The organism is Acidobacteriota bacterium (assembly GCA_018001935.1).
GTDB lineage: Bacteria > Acidobacteriota > JAAYUB01 > JAAYUB01 > JAAYUB01 > JAGNHB01.
This window is the reverse complement of record JAGNHB010000006.1, coordinates 60,432-76,069: the sequence shown is the minus strand read 5'-3', so window position 1 is coordinate 76,069 and position 15,638 is coordinate 60,432. Positions and strand designations below refer to the sequence as shown.

8 protein-coding genes are annotated in these 15,638 nt (G+C 68.0%); 5 read left to right on the top strand and 3 right to left on the bottom strand.

Annotation, left to right across the window (positions count from 1 at the left end):
* Positions 1–431: 431 nt before the first annotated feature.
* The 3 genes from KA419_04010 to KA419_04000 form a co-directional block, all read right to left on the bottom strand.
* Positions 432–3,104, bottom strand: coding sequence for a hypothetical protein (locus KA419_04010; protein MBP7865091.1), 2,673 nt, complete (start codon positions 3,102–3,104; stop codon positions 432–434).
* Positions 3,105–3,421: 317 nt separating this feature from the next.
* Positions 3,422–4,735, bottom strand: a complete 1,314-nt coding sequence (locus KA419_04005) for a diguanylate cyclase (GenBank protein ID MBP7865090.1) — start codon at positions 4,733–4,735, stop codon at positions 3,422–3,424.
* A 102-nt stretch (positions 4,736–4,837) separates the two neighbouring features.
* Complete coding sequence (locus KA419_04000) at positions 4,838–5,347, bottom strand: ferritin family protein (GenBank protein MBP7865089.1); 510 nt, start codon at positions 5,345–5,347, stop codon at positions 4,838–4,840.
* A 381-nt stretch (positions 5,348–5,728) separates the two neighbouring features.
* Between KA419_04000 and KA419_03995 the strand changes: the two genes are divergently transcribed.
* Genes KA419_03995 through KA419_03975 form a run of 5 tightly spaced genes read left to right on the top strand, consistent with a single transcriptional unit; the run spans position 5,729 to position 15,622 of the window.
* On the top strand, positions 5,729–7,060 hold the full coding sequence (locus KA419_03995) for a cytochrome ubiquinol oxidase subunit I (protein ID MBP7865088.1): 1,332 nt from the start codon (positions 5,729–5,731) through the stop codon (positions 7,058–7,060).
* Positions 7,061–7,084: 24 nt separating this feature from the next.
* On the top strand, positions 7,085–8,104 hold the full coding sequence (gene cydB, locus KA419_03990; GenBank protein ID MBP7865087.1) for a cytochrome d ubiquinol oxidase subunit II: 1,020 nt from the start codon (positions 7,085–7,087) through the stop codon (positions 8,102–8,104).
* 16 nt (positions 8,105–8,120) lie between these two features.
* A complete protein-coding gene (locus KA419_03985) occupies positions 8,121–12,143 on the top strand; it encodes a translocation/assembly module TamB domain-containing protein (protein ID MBP7865086.1) in 4,023 nt (1,340 codons plus the stop codon).
* On the top strand, positions 12,143–14,848 hold the full coding sequence (locus KA419_03980) for a BamA/TamA family outer membrane protein (protein ID MBP7865085.1): 2,706 nt from the start codon (positions 12,143–12,145) through the stop codon (positions 14,846–14,848). Before KA419_03985 ends, KA419_03980 begins: the two co-directional genes overlap by 1 nt.
* Before the next feature lie 9 nt (positions 14,849–14,857).
* Complete coding sequence (locus KA419_03975) at positions 14,858–15,622, top strand: hypothetical protein (GenBank protein MBP7865084.1); 765 nt, start codon at positions 14,858–14,860, stop codon at positions 15,620–15,622.
* Positions 15,623–15,638: the final 16 nt, after the last annotated feature.

Genomic DNA, 15,638 nt, shown 5'->3' with positions numbered 1-15,638 from the left:
CCTATCCACATTCGACCCCTTCGGGGTCGGGTCGATCGGTTCTCACCTCGGGTGGGGCTTCGAGGGGCCTTCTCCTCCCCGAAGGGAAGGGGGCGTCCCAGCCGGGGGCCAGACGCGGGCGCCGGCCGCGAACGTGCAACGGGCCGTTCGTTCCGGGCGCCCGCGTCGCCGCCCCCGGAACGCGGCGGCGAGGGGAGCAGACGCACCCTGAAAGGGTGCGGGGAAGGCGGGTTGTTCCCGGCCTGTACTCACCGGACCGGAAGGCCGCACCCGGGGATGCCGGGCCGCAACCCAACACGCCGCGTTCGTGTTGCCTCTTTTGTGCGTATTCGGTGGTTCACCCATCCTTCCGCGGTCAATTGCTTTCCGTTTTATCCGTGCCTGTCCGTGTTCATCCGTGGTTTGCTCCCGGTTTATCCGGGTTGGGGAGGTCAGTCCGGGTCCACCGGCATCGGGCCCCGCTCGACGTCGACCATGGGTTGTTTGCAGGCCTCGTCGGTGCAAACGACCAGGTTTTCATCGACCGCGAACAGTTTACCCTTGTTGGGGCCGATCCCGCGGGCCACGATCCTGAACCCGGCCCCTTTCACCGTGGACGTGTAGACATAGTCGTCGATGACGACCCGGGCCGCTTTGAACCGCTGGTCCAGGAAGCCCTGGGCCGCCATTTCCGTGAGCGTGCCGTAACGCCCCTTGTTCCCGATCTTCGACGAGAAGGCGATTTCCGCCGAGGCCACATTCCGGAGCATCTGCACGGGGTTTGGGCCTTTCTCCCGGGCCAATTCCTCAAAAAGGTTCTCGTCGGGCGGCTCCGCCCCGGGTTCCCACCCGGAAAACCGATCGGCCTCCCCCGCGGGTCTTTCGATGCTGAGCGGTCGAGTGCACCCCTCGTCCGTGTGCACCACCAGGCACTCGTTTATGGCGTAGACCTGGCCGGCGAACTCCCCCTCCCCTTTAGCCACGATCTTGAACTTGTCCTTCCCGACCACGGCGGCGTAGCGGAAACCGTCGATCAGGGGCTTGTCCTCCTTGAAACGGGTGTCGATGAAACGCTGAGCGCACAGTTCCGCGAGCGTCCCGTACTTGCCGTCGTTGCCGATCTTCGAAGAGAAGGCCACCTCCGCGCTCGCCAGGTTCCGCAGCATGGCCACGGTCGGGGTGTGCTGCCCTCCCCTCCTCCGGGGTGACTCCTCCACCGGCTTCGTGCAGGCCTCGTCGGTGTAAACCAGCAAGGACTCGTTGACGGCGAACAACTTTCCCGCGTGGGCCCCCTGTCCCCGGGCCACGATCTTGAACGTATCCTTGCCGATATCCTTGCCGACACTCATGGAATAGGCGAACCCGTCGATAACGGTCTCGGGGGCCGCGAAACGGGAGTCGAGGAACCCCTGGTCGACCATCTCCTGGAACGTCCCGTATCGGCCGTCGTTGCCGATCTTCGAGGAAAAGGCCACCTCCGCGCTCGCCAGGTTCCGCAGCATGGCCATGGTGGCCACGCACTGCGCCTCCTGCTTCGATTGAAGAAGGGCCGGGATAGCGATCACGGCCACCACACCCGGGAGCATGAACCGCCCCCCCTCGGTGCGCACGCGGATGAGGGCGGAGTCCTCCCGGAGGCTGTGCACCAGCGTCATGGTCGATCCCGGCGGGTAGAGGTCGGCGACGAACCGGGACGCCTCTTCCGAGCCCATGTCGCCGAAAGCGGTGATCAGGTCCCCGGGCCACACCTCCGCCATGAACGGTTCCGCGCCCCCGCAGCGGGGCTTCCACCGCGGTTCCCTCGCCTCCAGGGCCGCCCGGACCCGGGCGGGTGGCCCCATGAAAAGGGTGTCCCCAACCTGGCCGAGCGCAAGGGAAGGGTTCGCGTCCGTCGGGGCGTAGTACTCCCCGTCCCCGCAGGCCGTCGAGGCGGGGTCGGCCTGACCGGTGGCCTTCCGCAGGATGTCCTCCCGGGAAGCGGCATCCTCGAAGCGGGCCACCAGCACGTATTCGTACGACTCCACGGTCCCCTTCCGCAGGTAGAACGCCACCCCGAGGGCGCTTTTCCCCTTCGGCTGCCCCAGAAGGGCGAAGGGGGAGTTCTTCAAGGCAGGGCCACCGCCCGTGAGGCGGCTGAGCCCCCAGTCCTCGCCGAGCATCTCCCGGGCTAGCCTGGGCAGGTCCCCGGACCAGTCCAGGCTGAGACTGGCGGCAAAAACCGGGCGATCCAGTCGGCCGAGGCCGGCAGCGCAGTCCAGCCCCGGAGGGAAGGCCGCGAGAAGCCCCGCCTGGGGGTCGAGGGACAGGATCCAGGCGCTGTCCCGCTCCCCGACGGCATACGCCGCGCCCTTGAGGGCCCGGAAGTACTTCACCATCGGCTGCAGTGATTTGTCCGCCAGGAGCATCTGCATCCCCGGGTCCATCTGCATGGGGTCGGCGCTGGAATACACCGAGAACCAGGCGTCCCGGGGCAGTTCCCCCGCGAGCCTGCGGAAGGCCGGCTCCGCCGCGATGTTCTCGGGCCCGGGCCGGGTGAGGATCGCCTTCAGCGCCGCGGCAGGCGCTTCCCCCCCGGCGGCGCCGCAGACGTAGACGATCATCCGGTCCCCCCGGACACCCAGAGCGATCAGGGCCTGCGCCGCGGCGCCCCTGGCGCGGTAGATCGTGCATTCGGTCGCCGGTTCCTTCTCCAACACGACACCCAGGGGCGCCAGCACCTTGTTCAGGCTCTCCAGGGCGGCCGCTTCGTCGAGGACCCCGAGGCTGATCAGGAAGGCGGGGTTCTGCGAGGTCTGCCGCACGGCCAGGCCCGCGGGTCGGGAGAGGTCGAAACCGCCTTTCCGCCAGCCGTCCGGATGGGTCGCGTCGAACCCCAGCAACCCGGCGGACTGGGCTCCCGCCCGGCGCCAGGCCTCCGTCACAACGGGCATCCCCACCCCGTCCACGAAAGCGGCGATGTCGGCCAGGAGTTTCCCGGGGTTCTCCAGGCAGAACACGCCGGTGAAGTCCCGCGGGAAGTCCTTCGCCAGGGCCTCGATGCCCGTCGGGGGCGGAGTCTCCTGGGCGAGGGCGAAAGCGGTGAGGAGGGCGGCCAGGACGGCGACGCGAAGGATCGGTCTGATCATGGAAGGCTCCTGTCGAGGAAGATGCCCCATGATAGTACCGGCCCGGGCGCAGCGCAAGGCAAAGAAGCAAGATGCCAGGCCGTCGATGAAGACCCCGCAATAAGTCCTGTTTTGCCCGCGAATCACGCGAATGAACGCGAATCGGAATCAACAATCCTTACGATTCTTCTCCGTGCCTCTGTGCCTCTGTGAGATCACAACCAGGACTTTTTACGAACCCGTCAAGGATGGCCGCCCGGAAAAAGTCGGGGGAGGGGTTCGGAAATATCCGGTTCGAGCCATTGGTCAGCGGCCGATGGGGTTTGAACGTCGCCGTCCTATTTCTTCGGCCGGTAAGCCAGGACCCTGGGCGCGGGGATGTCCCGGGCCGTCTGGAGGGCGGTCAGGGCGTTCGACAGGAGGGCGCGGGGCGAGCTGCCGTCGGCGGGGAACCGGGCGACCGCCGCGCGGAGGGAGACGGAGAACTCCGTCCCGGGGGCAAGGGCCGGGAAGCTCATCCCGCCGGCCGTTTCGACGAAATCCTTGATCACTTCCACGGCCGTGTCCTTGTCGATCTCCGGCAGGACCAGGGCAAAGCGGTCGACCCCGATGCGCCCGGACGCGTCGGAACGCCGGAAGCGCTCGCGCAGCGCGGAGGCGAGCCGTCGAAGCACTTCGTCCCCGGCGGTGAAGGAGTACTTCCGGTTGACCTCCGAGAATCGGTCCACGTCCAGGACCGCCAGGCTGAAACCGGCATTGTAACGGACGGCCCGGTTGCACTCCCGGGAAAGGATCTCCAGGAAGGCCTGGTGGTTGTTCAGCTGGGTCAGCGGGTCCTGGGTGGCCAGGGTGCGCAGCATCTGACCGCGGATGACCTTCGCCTGCAGCCGCGCCAGGAGGTCGGGGACGTTGATGGGTTTGAGAACGTAGTCGTCGGCGCCGGCCTCGAGACACTTCCGGCGGATCTCCGCCTCGGAGGAGGCCGACAGGATGAGGATGGGCAGGGCCCGGTACTCGCTCCGGAGCCGCACCATCCGGCACAGCTCGGCCCCGTTGACGCCCGGCATCCGGTAGTCCAGCATCAGGATGTCCGGCGCGTGGGCGGTCAGCAGTTCGAAGATCTCCAAGGGACGGGCGGAGGTCAGCAGCCGGAAGCCGGCGGTCTGGATGGCCGGCGCCATCATGTCGAGGAGGTCGGCGTCGTCGTCGACCCACAGGAGGGCCGGTTCCCGGCTCTTCCGGCGAACGGCCGCCGCGGAGATCACCTGGGCGATCTGGGACGGGTCGGGGGGGAACGGGAGGATGCCGTCGCACCCCAACCGGATGAAACGGAGCTGTTCCGTGATCTCGTGGGCCGAGCGGACCAGGAAAACCGAGCACTGCGGCGAGAGTTTCCGCAGGGACTCACAGGCCGAGACCGCGACGTTGGGGCAGGGGTCGCCGTGGACGAAGACCAGGTCGGGGTCCCCGACCTGGACCAGTTTCTCGGCCTCCTCGCAGGAAGCCGCGTGCAGCAGGTGGAGGGTGAAATCGGCCCAGCAGATGTCGAGCCACTTCAGGAGGCGGTCGTCCGGCGAAACCACCAGGACCACGGCCTCCATCTTCGGGACGTCGCTTTCCACCCGTTCCGGGCACGTCGGTGTCGTGCTCATCCTTCTCCCTTCCTCCCGCCGGGCCCCGCCCCGGCTGTTTTCGAACGGAAGGCCTCCCGCCCCCCTTCACCCTCCGGCGCCGCGGCCTCCCCCGGGGCGGCCTCAGACGCCGTTGAGGTCGATCTCCATGAAGTCGAACCAGTAGCCGGTGCGGATGAGGTGGTCCATCTCGGCCTTGACGATGGCCACGTGACCCTCCTCCACCGTGATGAAACGGGTGAACATGGCCCGCCCCTCGGCGGGGACCTCGTGGACCATTTTCTTGTAGAAGCGGCTGGTCTCGATCTCCAGGTCGAGGGCCTTGCTCAGCATCTGGAGGTCGTTGTCGGGGTCAAGGTCGGCCATGCCCGCCTCGATTTTCCGGACGCCCGCCTCGATCCGGTCCCGGGGCGGGATGCGGGTTTCGATGTCCGCGGGGTGGATGGCGCCCGTTTCGCGCCACTCCTTCAGGAGGGCCTCGAGGAAATCCACGTGGCCCTGCTCCTCGTCGGCGAGCACCTGGAAAATCGCCTTCCCCTTGGCGTCCCCGACACGCTTGAGAGCCTCGACGTACACGTCGCGAACCCGGGTCTCGTACTCGACAGACAGCTTCAACGCATTTTCGATATCCATGCCCAACTCCTCTTCAGGTGTTTTCTTCGGTTTGAGGGTCCCGCGTACCTTGCGAAAGAACCCGCTCCTGCGAATCACGCCCGTGACGCGAAAACGCAGGTAACAGTCTTTCAATATATGGGTGATCTCCGATTCACGTTTTTTGCGTCGTTCACGGGTTGCGCGATCTTCAACGAACCCGCTGATTTTCATTATAGCGGGATTCGAGATGGGATGGAACATATTTCTCGATCCCGGTTCCGGGATGAACCGGACCGCCACGGGGCGCCCGATTCGACGCGGCCCCGGTTTTCTGGTGCAATACCCCGGCGGTTCGGGTATCATGGGGATTCACGACGGGGCAGGGCCCCCGATGTTCTTCGACCGAAAGGAGTGCGTTCGATGGACCCGATCCTCCTGGCCCGCATCCAGTTCGCCGTCACCATCGGTTTCCACTTCCTCTTCCCCCCCATCACCATCGGTCTGGCGTGGCTGCTGGTGATCGCGGAGTGGAAGGGGTGGAGGCGCGGTGACGAGGACTGGGCCCGCATCGGCAAGTTCTTCGCCAAGGTCCTCGGCCTGACCTTCGCCGTGGGCGTCGCCACGGGGATCGTCATGGAATTCCAGTTCGGCACCAACTGGTCCCGCTACTCCCGCTTCGTCGGGGACATCTTCGGCGCGCCCCTGGCGGCTGAAGGGGTCTTCGCCTTTTTCCTGGAGTCGGGATTCCTCGGGCTGTACCTGTTCGGGCGCCGGAGGATCTCGAAAGGGGCCCACTGGTTCAGCTGCCTGATGGTGGCGGCGGGGTCCACGCTCTCCGCCTTCTGGATCCTGGTCGCCAACTCCTGGCAGCAGACCCCGGCGGGATACGTGCTCCGGAACGGCCGGGCGGAACTGGTCGACTTCTGGGCGGCGGTGTTCAACCCCTCCACCCTGGTCCGCTTCACCCACACGATCTTCGCGGCCATCCTGTCCGGCGCCTTCTTCTGGGTGGGGATCACCGCCTGGATGGTCCTGCGCAAGCGGGGGGGGGCCGCCTCCCTGAAAGCCCTGAAGCTGGGGGTCGGGGTGGGTCTGGTGTCCGCCCTCGTGGTCCTGTTCCCCACCGGCCACGAACACGCCCGGCAGGTGGCCCGGACCCAACCCGAGAAGTTCGCCGCCATCGAGGGGCTCTACGAGACGCAGGCCCAGGCGCCCCTGGTGATGTTCGCCGTGCCGCGGGAGAGACCCCCGAAACTGCACGCGGTGCTGGAGATCAAGGGGCTCCTGAGCTGGATGGCCTTCGGGGACTTCAACGCGAAAATCCAGGGAATCAATGAGTTCCCGCCCGACGAGATCCCGCCCCTGGCGCTGACGTTCATCTCCTTCCACACCATGGTGGGGCTGGGCATGCTCTTCATCCTCCTGATGGCCGTCGCCGCGTGGAAATGCTGGAAAAAGCGGCTGGAGAGCAGCCCCCGTCTCCTGAAGGTCCTGGTCTGGTGCGCTCCCCTTCCCCTCCTGGCCTGCCAGATCGGGTGGGTCACGGCGGAAGTCGGGCGCCAGCCCTGGATCGTCTACCGCATGATGAAGACGGCCGACGCGGTGTCGGTGACGGTGACGGCCGGGGAACTGCTCTTCTCGCTCGCCCTGCTGTCGGTGATCTACCTGCTCCTCGGCTCCCTGTACGTCTTCCTGCTGGTTCGAAAGGTCCGCGGGGGTCTCGAGGAAACCCCGACGCCGGACGCCCCCTGACCCTTCCCCCGGAGGACCTGGAACATGGACCTGAACACCATCTGGTACGCCCTCTTCGCCGTCCTCATCGCCGGGTACGCCATGCTGGACGGCTACGACCTCGGGGTCGGCGTCATCCACCTCTTCACCCGCGACGAGGCCCGCCGGCGCGTCAACCTCAACGCCATCGGCCCCGTCTGGGACGGGAACGAAGTCTGGTTGCTCACGGGCGGCGGCGCCCTGTTCGCCGCGTTCCCCGCGGTGTACGCCACGGTCTTCAGCGGTTTCTACCTTGCACTGTTCCTGCTGCTGGCGGCCCTGATCGCCCGGGCGGTCAGCCTGGAGTTCCGGGGCAAGGTGGACCACCCCCGGTGGAAACGCGCGTGGGACGTGACCTTTGCCCTGGGAAGCCTCCTTCCCGCCGTACTCTTCGGGGTGGCCACGGGCAACATCGTCCGCGGGTTGACCCTGAACGCCGACCGCGACTACACGGGCGGGTTCCTCGGCCTGCTCAACCCCTTCTCCCTCCTCGTGGGGGTCCTCTCCCTCACCCTGTGCGTGATGCACGGCGCCGCCTACCTGACCCTCAAGACGGAAGGGGAGCACCGCCGGTCCATGGCGACCCTTCTCCGCCACGCCTGGCTGGCCTTCGCCCTGCTCTACGTGGGAACGTCCGTCGCGGCCGCGGCCGTGTCGCCGCACCTCTTCGAACGGCTGGCCGCTTCGCCGCTCATGTGGGCCTTCACGGCCCTCCTCGGCGTGTGCCTCTTCGCCATCCCCTACCTGTCGGCCGCCGGGCGCTTCGGAGCCGCCTTCGCCGCCTCGTCGGCCACCATCGGGCTGATGGTCGGCCTGGCCGCGGCCGGGATGTATCCCTACCTGGTCCCTTCGCGCCCCTTCGCCCCGGAGACGAGCCTGACGGTCTACAACGCCTGCTCGTCCCCCTACACCCTGGGGGTAATGCTGGTCATCGCGCTGATCGGGATGCCCCTGGTCATCGCCTACACCATCTTCATCCACCGCGCGTTCCGGGGCAAGGTCGTCCTGACGCCCGAAAGCTACTGACCGCGGACCGCTGGCCGTGACTCACCACCCCGAGGACCCCAACGTCTCCCCCGGACCGGTCGTACCGGCCGGGGCCCCGGAGAGCCCGGAAACCGGCAACCCCCGCCCGGGCACGACGCCGGGGACCGCCAACCGGGGGCGACTTCCGCGCGTCCTCCGCCTTCTCGCCTTGCTGACGCTCCTCGGCCTGTCCCTGGTTCTCCTCGTGCACTCTCACCCCTTCAAGCGCTTCCTGTTCAGCCGGGTCTCGGCCTGGCTCCACGACCGGCACGGGGTCACCCTGAGCGTGGAGGAGTGGGATTTCTCCCTTCTCGACGGCTCGATCCGGGCGAGGAACCTCTACCTGCTCGGCGGCGGTCGGACGGTCTTCACCCGTGTCGCCGCACTGAAGGTTCACGGGTCGCTCCTGTCGGTCCTGCGGGGGGAGCCGGAGTTCGACGCCGTGGAGGTGGCCGGCGCCGACGTCAGCCTCGGCCTGCCAAGCCCCCTACTCCAGCCCGAGCAGGCCCGGGAGGGCAAGGTCGGGATTCGCATCCGAAACCTGAAGCTGTCCGACAGCCGCGTTCGTCTGCGATCCCTGGAAATCCCCCTGGGCCTCGACGCCGGGAGTTTCGACCTCGACTGGTCCGACCTCCCGGGCAAGACCCCGACCCTCGCGCTGCGCATCGTCGACGGTCGCACGCGCATGGGCCCGCGTTCGCTCGACTTCCGCTCCATTGCCGTGCGGGCGGTCCTGGGCCCGGACGGAACCCTCGACCTCCGGGAGTGCCGCCTGGACTCCCCGGTCCTCCGGTGGGAAGGGACCGGCCGCGTGGGCACCACCGGGACCCTGCCGTTCCGGATGGAAGGGCGGGGCACGGTGGACCTCGCCCACGCCCGCGCCCTGGTTCCGGCCCTCCCGCTGGAACCGGAGGGAACCCTCTCCCTCGACGTCCATTTTCACGGCGACCGCGAGGGCTTTCCCACCGCCGACGGCACCCTGCACGCGGCCAATGTCCGGGTGAACCGGGTCGGGGTCCGGGACTTCGACTGCCGGATCGTCACCACCGAGAACGGCCGGGTGGCCCTCTCCGGGGTCCGCCTGGACCTCTCCCCGGGCGGGACGCTCGGCGGGGACATCCTGCTCCTCCCGGACGAGGGGAAAATCCGGGTCGGGGCCACTGTCGAGAGCCTCGACCTGGGCCCCCTCCTGAAGAGCAACGGCCGGGAAACGTTCCTGGGCGGGCTCGTGGCCGGGCGGGTCGAGATGGACGTCCCCTTCACCGGCTCACCGGCGTTTCGCTTCGAGGGGACGGCCGCGAGGCCGGTGATCCCCCTCCCCAACGACACCGCCCCTTTCCGGGGTGAATCGCTCCGGGCGAAAGTGGAGTACACCGCCGGCACCTTCCGCTTCGACGTGGAGAGCATCCGGGGAGAAGGCGTCACCGCCGCATCCCGGGGACGTTACCAGGGCGACGAACTCTGGCTGGACACCCTCTCCGTCTCGGCGCCCCAAGGTGACGACGCCCGCCGCCTCCTCGTCCGAATCGTGAAATTCAGCCCGAAACTGAGGGACCGGATCGACCACACGGCCTTCCGGGGGCCGCTGGGGTTCTCGGGGAAGCTTCACCTCCTGGGCACCTTCCCCGACGTGGAGGGCACGTTTGACGCCGGCGGGGTCGCCATCGACGGGACGGACATGGGGCGTTTCACCGGCGCCGTCCTGTTGGACCGCGGGAAGGTCCGCGTCACCGGGGGGCATATCCTCGACGGCCCCCGGGCCCTCGAGATCGACCTCCTCCTGCTCCTCGAACCCCGGACCCGGCTGGCGTCCATCGACCTGGACCTCGCGGGGGGGGAATTCCGATGGCTCGAGAAGCTCATGGAGCACTTCGACCTCTCCCCCCCGAAGATCGAGGAAGCCCGGGGGTGGGACGGCACCCTCCGCGGGAGACTGTCCCTGTCCCTCCCCGAGGACAAGCCCTGGCAGGGCGGGTTCGACCTGACCGTGGACGGGCTGAGGAACCCGGGGCACTCGTTCGGGACGCTCTCCCTGGCCGGCTCCCTGGCCGGCTCCAGCCTCAGTTTCGACCGCCTCGCCCTCCGGAGCACCCGGTACCGTCTCAGCGGGAAGGGGACGCTCGACGCGGCCTCCGGCACGGTGGACCTCCGGTGCGACACCGACGGCTTACCCCTCGGCGAGATCCCCGTCATCGCCGGGTTCAAGCTCGGCGGGGTCCTCCGGGGCGAGGCCCGGCTGAGGGGACAACTCCCCCGGCCGAAGGTCTCGTTCGACCTGAACGCCCGCGAGGTGAGCTTTCACGGCGAGCCCTTCGGGAACCTCCAGCTGAAGGGCGAGTCCGATGGCGACCGCGTCCGCTTCGACCTGCGGACCCGTTACCAGGACAACGCCTACCAGGCGGGGGGAACGCTCCGCCTCGGCCCCGAGTACCTGCTGGACTGCCAGGTCCGCCTGGACCGCACGCGGATCTCCCCCTTCCTCCACCAGGCCGGCCTGCTGCCCGGGCAGGGGATCACCGGCGAAATCTCGGGGGATGTCCACTTCGCCGTTCCACTGAACGACCTGACGAAACTGTCGCTCAAGGCCAAGGTATCGGATTTTTCGCTGAGGAAGGACGAATACGCTTTCCGGAACGCGGAACCCGTGGAACTGGGCCTGGACAAGGGGGTCCTCCGCCTGGCGAAGGCGCGGTTCCTCCTCAACGACGCCCCGCTGTCCCTCGAGGGCGACTACCCCGTCTTCCGGAAGGACGCCATGATCCTGCACGTGGAGGGCGACACCCGCCTCCAGGTCTTCAAGGCGCTCTTCCCGGAGATCCGGGCCAACGGACAGGTCCGGTTCGCCTTCACCCTGCAGGGGGACCCCCTCGACCCTACCTTCTCCGGCCAGGCGGACATCAGCGACGCCTCGGTCCGCTTCCGCACCACGCCGATCGTGCTGGACAGGATCCGGGGCCACCTGGAGCTGACCCGGAGGTCCATCCGGCTGCAGGGCCTGGAGTTCAGCACTCCCGGCGGGAGGGGCGTCATCGACGGGGAATGCGTCCTCGAACGGTTCAAGCCCGTCCGTTGGAATTTCCAGGTTCGTTCCGAACACCTGTTCCTCCGCCTGGTGGAGGGTTTCGTTTCCGACCTGTCCGTGGACCTGAAGATCCTGGGCACCCCCGAGAATTCGCTGGTGGGCGGGGACGTCCGGATCGAGCGGTTCGCCCCGACCCGGGACACGGACGTCATCGAACTGGTCCGGGCGCTGTCGGCGGCCGCCTCCGCAGGGGTCGGCACCGGCGAGACGGGCGAGATGGTGAAGCGGGTCAAGCTCAACATCAACATCCACGGCGACCGCACCCTCGCCGTGAGTTCCCCATCCCTGACCTTCACCGCCAGCGCCGACCTCCAGGTGAAGGGTGACGTCGGGTCCCCCGCGGTCCGGGGGAACATCTCGGTGAACAGCGGGGACCTCAAGTTCGGGTCCAACCGCTTCACCGTGGAGCGGGGGCTCCTCCTCTTCAACCGGGCCAACGGGCTCGACCCCGAAATCTCCTTCCAACTCACGTCGGAGATCAAGGACTACCGCGTCTCCATCATCCTGGAAGGCTCCTTATCGAAAGTCCGGGCCCGCTTCGTCTCCGTCCCCAGCCTCTCCTCGCTGGACGTGGTCCGCCTGATCAGCACCGGCATGCTCCCGTCGGTCACGGAGCGCTCGGCCTCGGAAACCTACCGCCCCGACGAGACGGCGGGACTCCTGGGTCAGGTGCTGTCGGAGACCGTCGGGCGCCGCCTCAAGCGCGTGGTGGGGATCGACACCTTCGCCCTCAGCGCCTATTCGGCCGACCCCAGCACCGCCGCCAAGGCTCAGGTCACCCTCGGGAAGCAGGTTTCCCGCGACCTCTTCGTCACCTACACCCGCAGCATGAACAGCGAGAACGAGGACCTGATCTACATGGAGTACCGGATCTCCCCGAACCTCATGATCATCGGGACCCGGGACGAGGACGGTTACGTGGGGGTGGACTTCCGTTTCAAGAAGAGGTTCCGCTGATGGGCCGCGCCGTCCTCTCCCTCCTTTTGCTCGCGGGGCTCGGCCTGGCCCCCGCCCGGGCCGACGAGGCCCTCGTCCGGAGCGTAATTTTCCGCTTCGTGCCGTCAAACCCCGGTTACATCACCGAGAAGGCCGTCCGCGACGTCGCCGGCGTGGGGGAAGGGACCCCCGCGACCCCGCTGGCGATCCAGAACGCCATCCGGAACCTGTACGCCCTGGGGGTGTTCCGGCAGGTGGAAGTCTGGCGCCGGCCGGTCCCCGGCGGAACGGCCTTCGAATTCCGCCTGGAACCCTTCCCGAAAATCGGAATGGTCGGGGTGGAGGGAAACCGAACGCTCAAGCGCAAGGACATCCTGAAGCTCCTCACCCTCCGGAGAGGGGACCCGGCCGACCGGGACCGCCTGTCCGAGTGGCTCGGAAAGGTCCGAGACCTCTACGAGGACCGCGGCTATTTCTCCGCCGACTGCTCCCTCGGGGAAAAGGACCACGACGGGGACCTGGACCTTCTCCTCAAGGTTCGGGAAGGGCCCCGGTCCCGGTATCTCGGCCCGGACATCCGGGTGGCGGAGGGGACGCCCCCGCCCCCCGCGGTCGGGAAAGTCGTCCAGGGGCTCCAGGGGCATTTCTGCAACCGGGACCGTCTCGAGAAGGCGGGCCGCGACCTCCAGGCCGCGTACCGCCGGGCCGGGTTCCCCGAGGTGGAAGTGAGGGCCGCCACCGAACCGGCTTCGGCCCGGGACCGCCTGACGCCCGTCTTCCTTGTCCGGACCGGACCCAGGCTCATGATCCGGGTCGAGGGGGCCGCCGTCTCCGCCGAGGAACTGGAACGTAACCTGGGGATCTACCGCCTCTCGACCCTCTCCCCCTTCGCGGAGGAACTGAGCCGGGACGACCTCCGGGACCTCCTGATTTCCAAAGGATTCGATGTTCGCAACGTCGAATCGGGACGGCAGGAGTCCCGGGACGGGCGCGAGGTGGAAATCGTCTTCCGGGCGGACGTCCGGGGGCCCTACACCGGGTTCCGGATCCGCCTGGAGGGGAATGTCGCCTTCCAGCGCCCGGAGATCCTGGCCGCGCTCGGGCTGGAGGAGCGGCGGACCCTGGCGGCCCGGCAACCCGCCGCCGTCGCCGAGGCGTTGAGAGCTTTCTACCGCGAGCGCGGCTACCTGCGGGCCGACTGCGCCGCAACCGTCGCCCCCCCTGAAGACGGCCGCAAGGCGTGGACCTACGTTCTCGATCTCAAGGTCACCGAGGGACCCTGTTTCACGGCGGGGGAGTTCTCCGTCGAGACCGACCGCCCCGTGGACCTCTCGCCCCTCCGGCCGCGGCTCGAGGTTCGGAAGGGTCAGGTCTTCACCGCCGAACTGGTGCGGGACGTCCGGGCGGAAATCAGCGACTTCCTGACGGCCCGGGGCTGGACGATCGACGCGCTCAAACCCGTGGAAACCGTGGGGGAAGCCACCGTGGACTGCGTGTTCGAGGCCGTGATCTCGGGGCCCCAGCGCCTGCGCAACCTCGTGCTCCTCGGCGAGTTCCGGACCAAACCCAAGGTCCTCTCCCGCCTGCTGGGCCTGCGCCCGAACACCCCCCTGGACGCTGCCGCGGTCTACCAGGCCGAGGGGAACCTGCTCTCCTCGGGGATCATGGACTCCGTCAACGTCTCCACCCTCCCCGTGTACGGCGACCCCAAGGGCTCCAACCTGGTCTTCCGGCTCCGCGAGGCTCCGCGCTACACCCTGCACTACGGGTTCGGCTACCAGGAGTGGGAGGGGCCCCGCGGCATGGTCCAGTTCGAGAACACCAACTTCCTGGGGCGGGCGGAAACGGTGGGGGTCCTGCTCCGGGGGAGCGCGAAGAAAATCCTCGTGCAGTTCTCCTTCCACGACGACCGCCTCCTCTTCGGGAAGTACCCCCTGGACCTATCCGCCTACTTCGACCGGCAGGACCGGATTTCCTACAAGTCCCAGCGGGTCAGCGTGGCCGCCAAGACCATCCGCCGGCTCAGCCCGAAGACCAGCCTCTTCTTCCGGGCCGCCTTCGAGAAGATCACCAACTACGACATCACGGGCAACCTGGATCCCCTGCCCCGGGACGAGGTTCCCGTCACCCTCGCCACGCTCACGACCACCTGGCTTCGCGACACGCGGGACAACTACATGGACCCGACCCGCGGCAGCCTCCTGACCGCCGAGTTCACCGCCGCCCCCCGCGTGGGCGGGGACGATGCGGGCTACCTGAAGTTCTTCTTCCAGGAACAGTACTTCCGGACCCTGGTCAAGCCGGTGGTCCTGGCGGCGTCCTTCCGCTTCGGCGGGATCCGGAAGCTCAACACCGGGGACGTCCCCATCAGCGAACGTTTCTTCGCCGGCGGCTCTTACTCCCTCCGGGGGTTCAGCCAGGACGAGGCGGGCCCCCTCGACCCGGTCACCCTCGACCCCGTGGGAGGGAGCGCCCTGCTGATCGGAAACGTGGAACTCCGATTCCCCATCCGCTCCATCTTCGACGGGGCCGCCTTCTACGACACGGGCAACGTGTTCAGGGACCTGTCCGGGATGTCCCTGGCCGACTTCTCCCACACCGTGGGGATCGGGGTCCGCGTCCGGACGCCGCTCGGCCCCATCCGCTTCGACGTCGGGTACAACCTGAGGGAGATGCCCCACACCGACCGCGTCCACTGGTTCATCACCTTCGGGAACCCCTTCTGAGGAGCCGGCATGATGACGCCCCGCCACTCGTCGATCGTCTCCACCCCGTTGGGCCGGCCCACGCCCCCCGGCGGTTCCCGGCCGCCGCGTGCCCTGCGCCGGTGCGTCGCGACCCTGCTCCTCCTGGCGGCCCTGCCCCCTGTCCTGCCGCGGGCGGGCAACCCCGGCGCCGCCGGCTTGGCCGGGGTGGGCCCGGAGGGTGGCTGGACGCTGGCGGACCGGGTGGCGGCCGTGGTGGGGGGGACCCCCGTGACCCTGCGACAAGTGGTGGTGACGGCCTCGCTCACCCGGGGCCGGGTCGTCGGCCCGGGCGAGGACGAACTGCTCCGCGAGACGGCCCTGCGACTCGTCGAGCAGGAGATCATCCTCAAGGAGATGGCCGCCGGGACCGAGGGGCTGTCGATTTCCCTGCCCCTGGAGAACCTCCGGCAGACCCTCACCCTCCAGGCCGGGGGGGAGGCCTCCCTCCGTTTCATCCGGGCCAGCCTCGCCATCGAGGACGATGAGTGGAACACCTTCGTGCTGCGGACGGCCCTCCTCGACGAGTTCGTCCGGAACCGGTTCCGCCCCTTCGTCTACGTCTCCCAGGACGACATCCGGAACTACTTCGAGAAGGAGGTCCTCAACGGCCCGGTCAACGAGGACCGGCGGGAGGAACTCGAACAGAACCGGGAGCGGATCCGTCAGATCCTCGAGGAGATCCGCGTGAACGACGAATTCGGCCGCTGGCTGGAGGCCCGCAAGAAGGACCTCAAGGCCGCCCTCCTTTTCTGAGGGTTTCGTAAGGCTT

What these genes read in the sequence shown, in the direction of transcription:
- KA419_04010 (MBP7865091.1), bottom strand. Translation starts at nt 3,104, where the DNA reads ATGATCAGACCGATCCTTCGCGTCGCCGTCCTGGCCGCCCTCCTCACC.
- KA419_04005 (MBP7865090.1), bottom strand. Translation starts at nt 4,735, where the DNA reads ATGAGCACGACACCGACGTGCCCGGAACGGGTGGAAAGCGACGTCCCG.
- KA419_04000 (MBP7865089.1), bottom strand. Translation starts at nt 5,347, where the DNA reads ATGGATATCGAAAATGCGTTGAAGCTGTCTGTCGAGTACGAGACCCGG.
- KA419_03995 (MBP7865088.1), top strand. Translation starts at nt 5,729, where the DNA reads ATGGACCCGATCCTCCTGGCCCGCATCCAGTTCGCCGTCACCATCGGT.
- cydB (MBP7865087.1), top strand. Translation starts at nt 7,085, where the DNA reads ATGGACCTGAACACCATCTGGTACGCCCTCTTCGCCGTCCTCATCGCC.
- KA419_03980 (MBP7865085.1), top strand. Translation starts at nt 12,143, where the DNA reads ATGGGCCGCGCCGTCCTCTCCCTCCTTTTGCTCGCGGGGCTCGGCCTG.
- KA419_03975 (MBP7865084.1), top strand. Translation starts at nt 14,858, where the DNA reads ATGATGACGCCCCGCCACTCGTCGATCGTCTCCACCCCGTTGGGCCGG.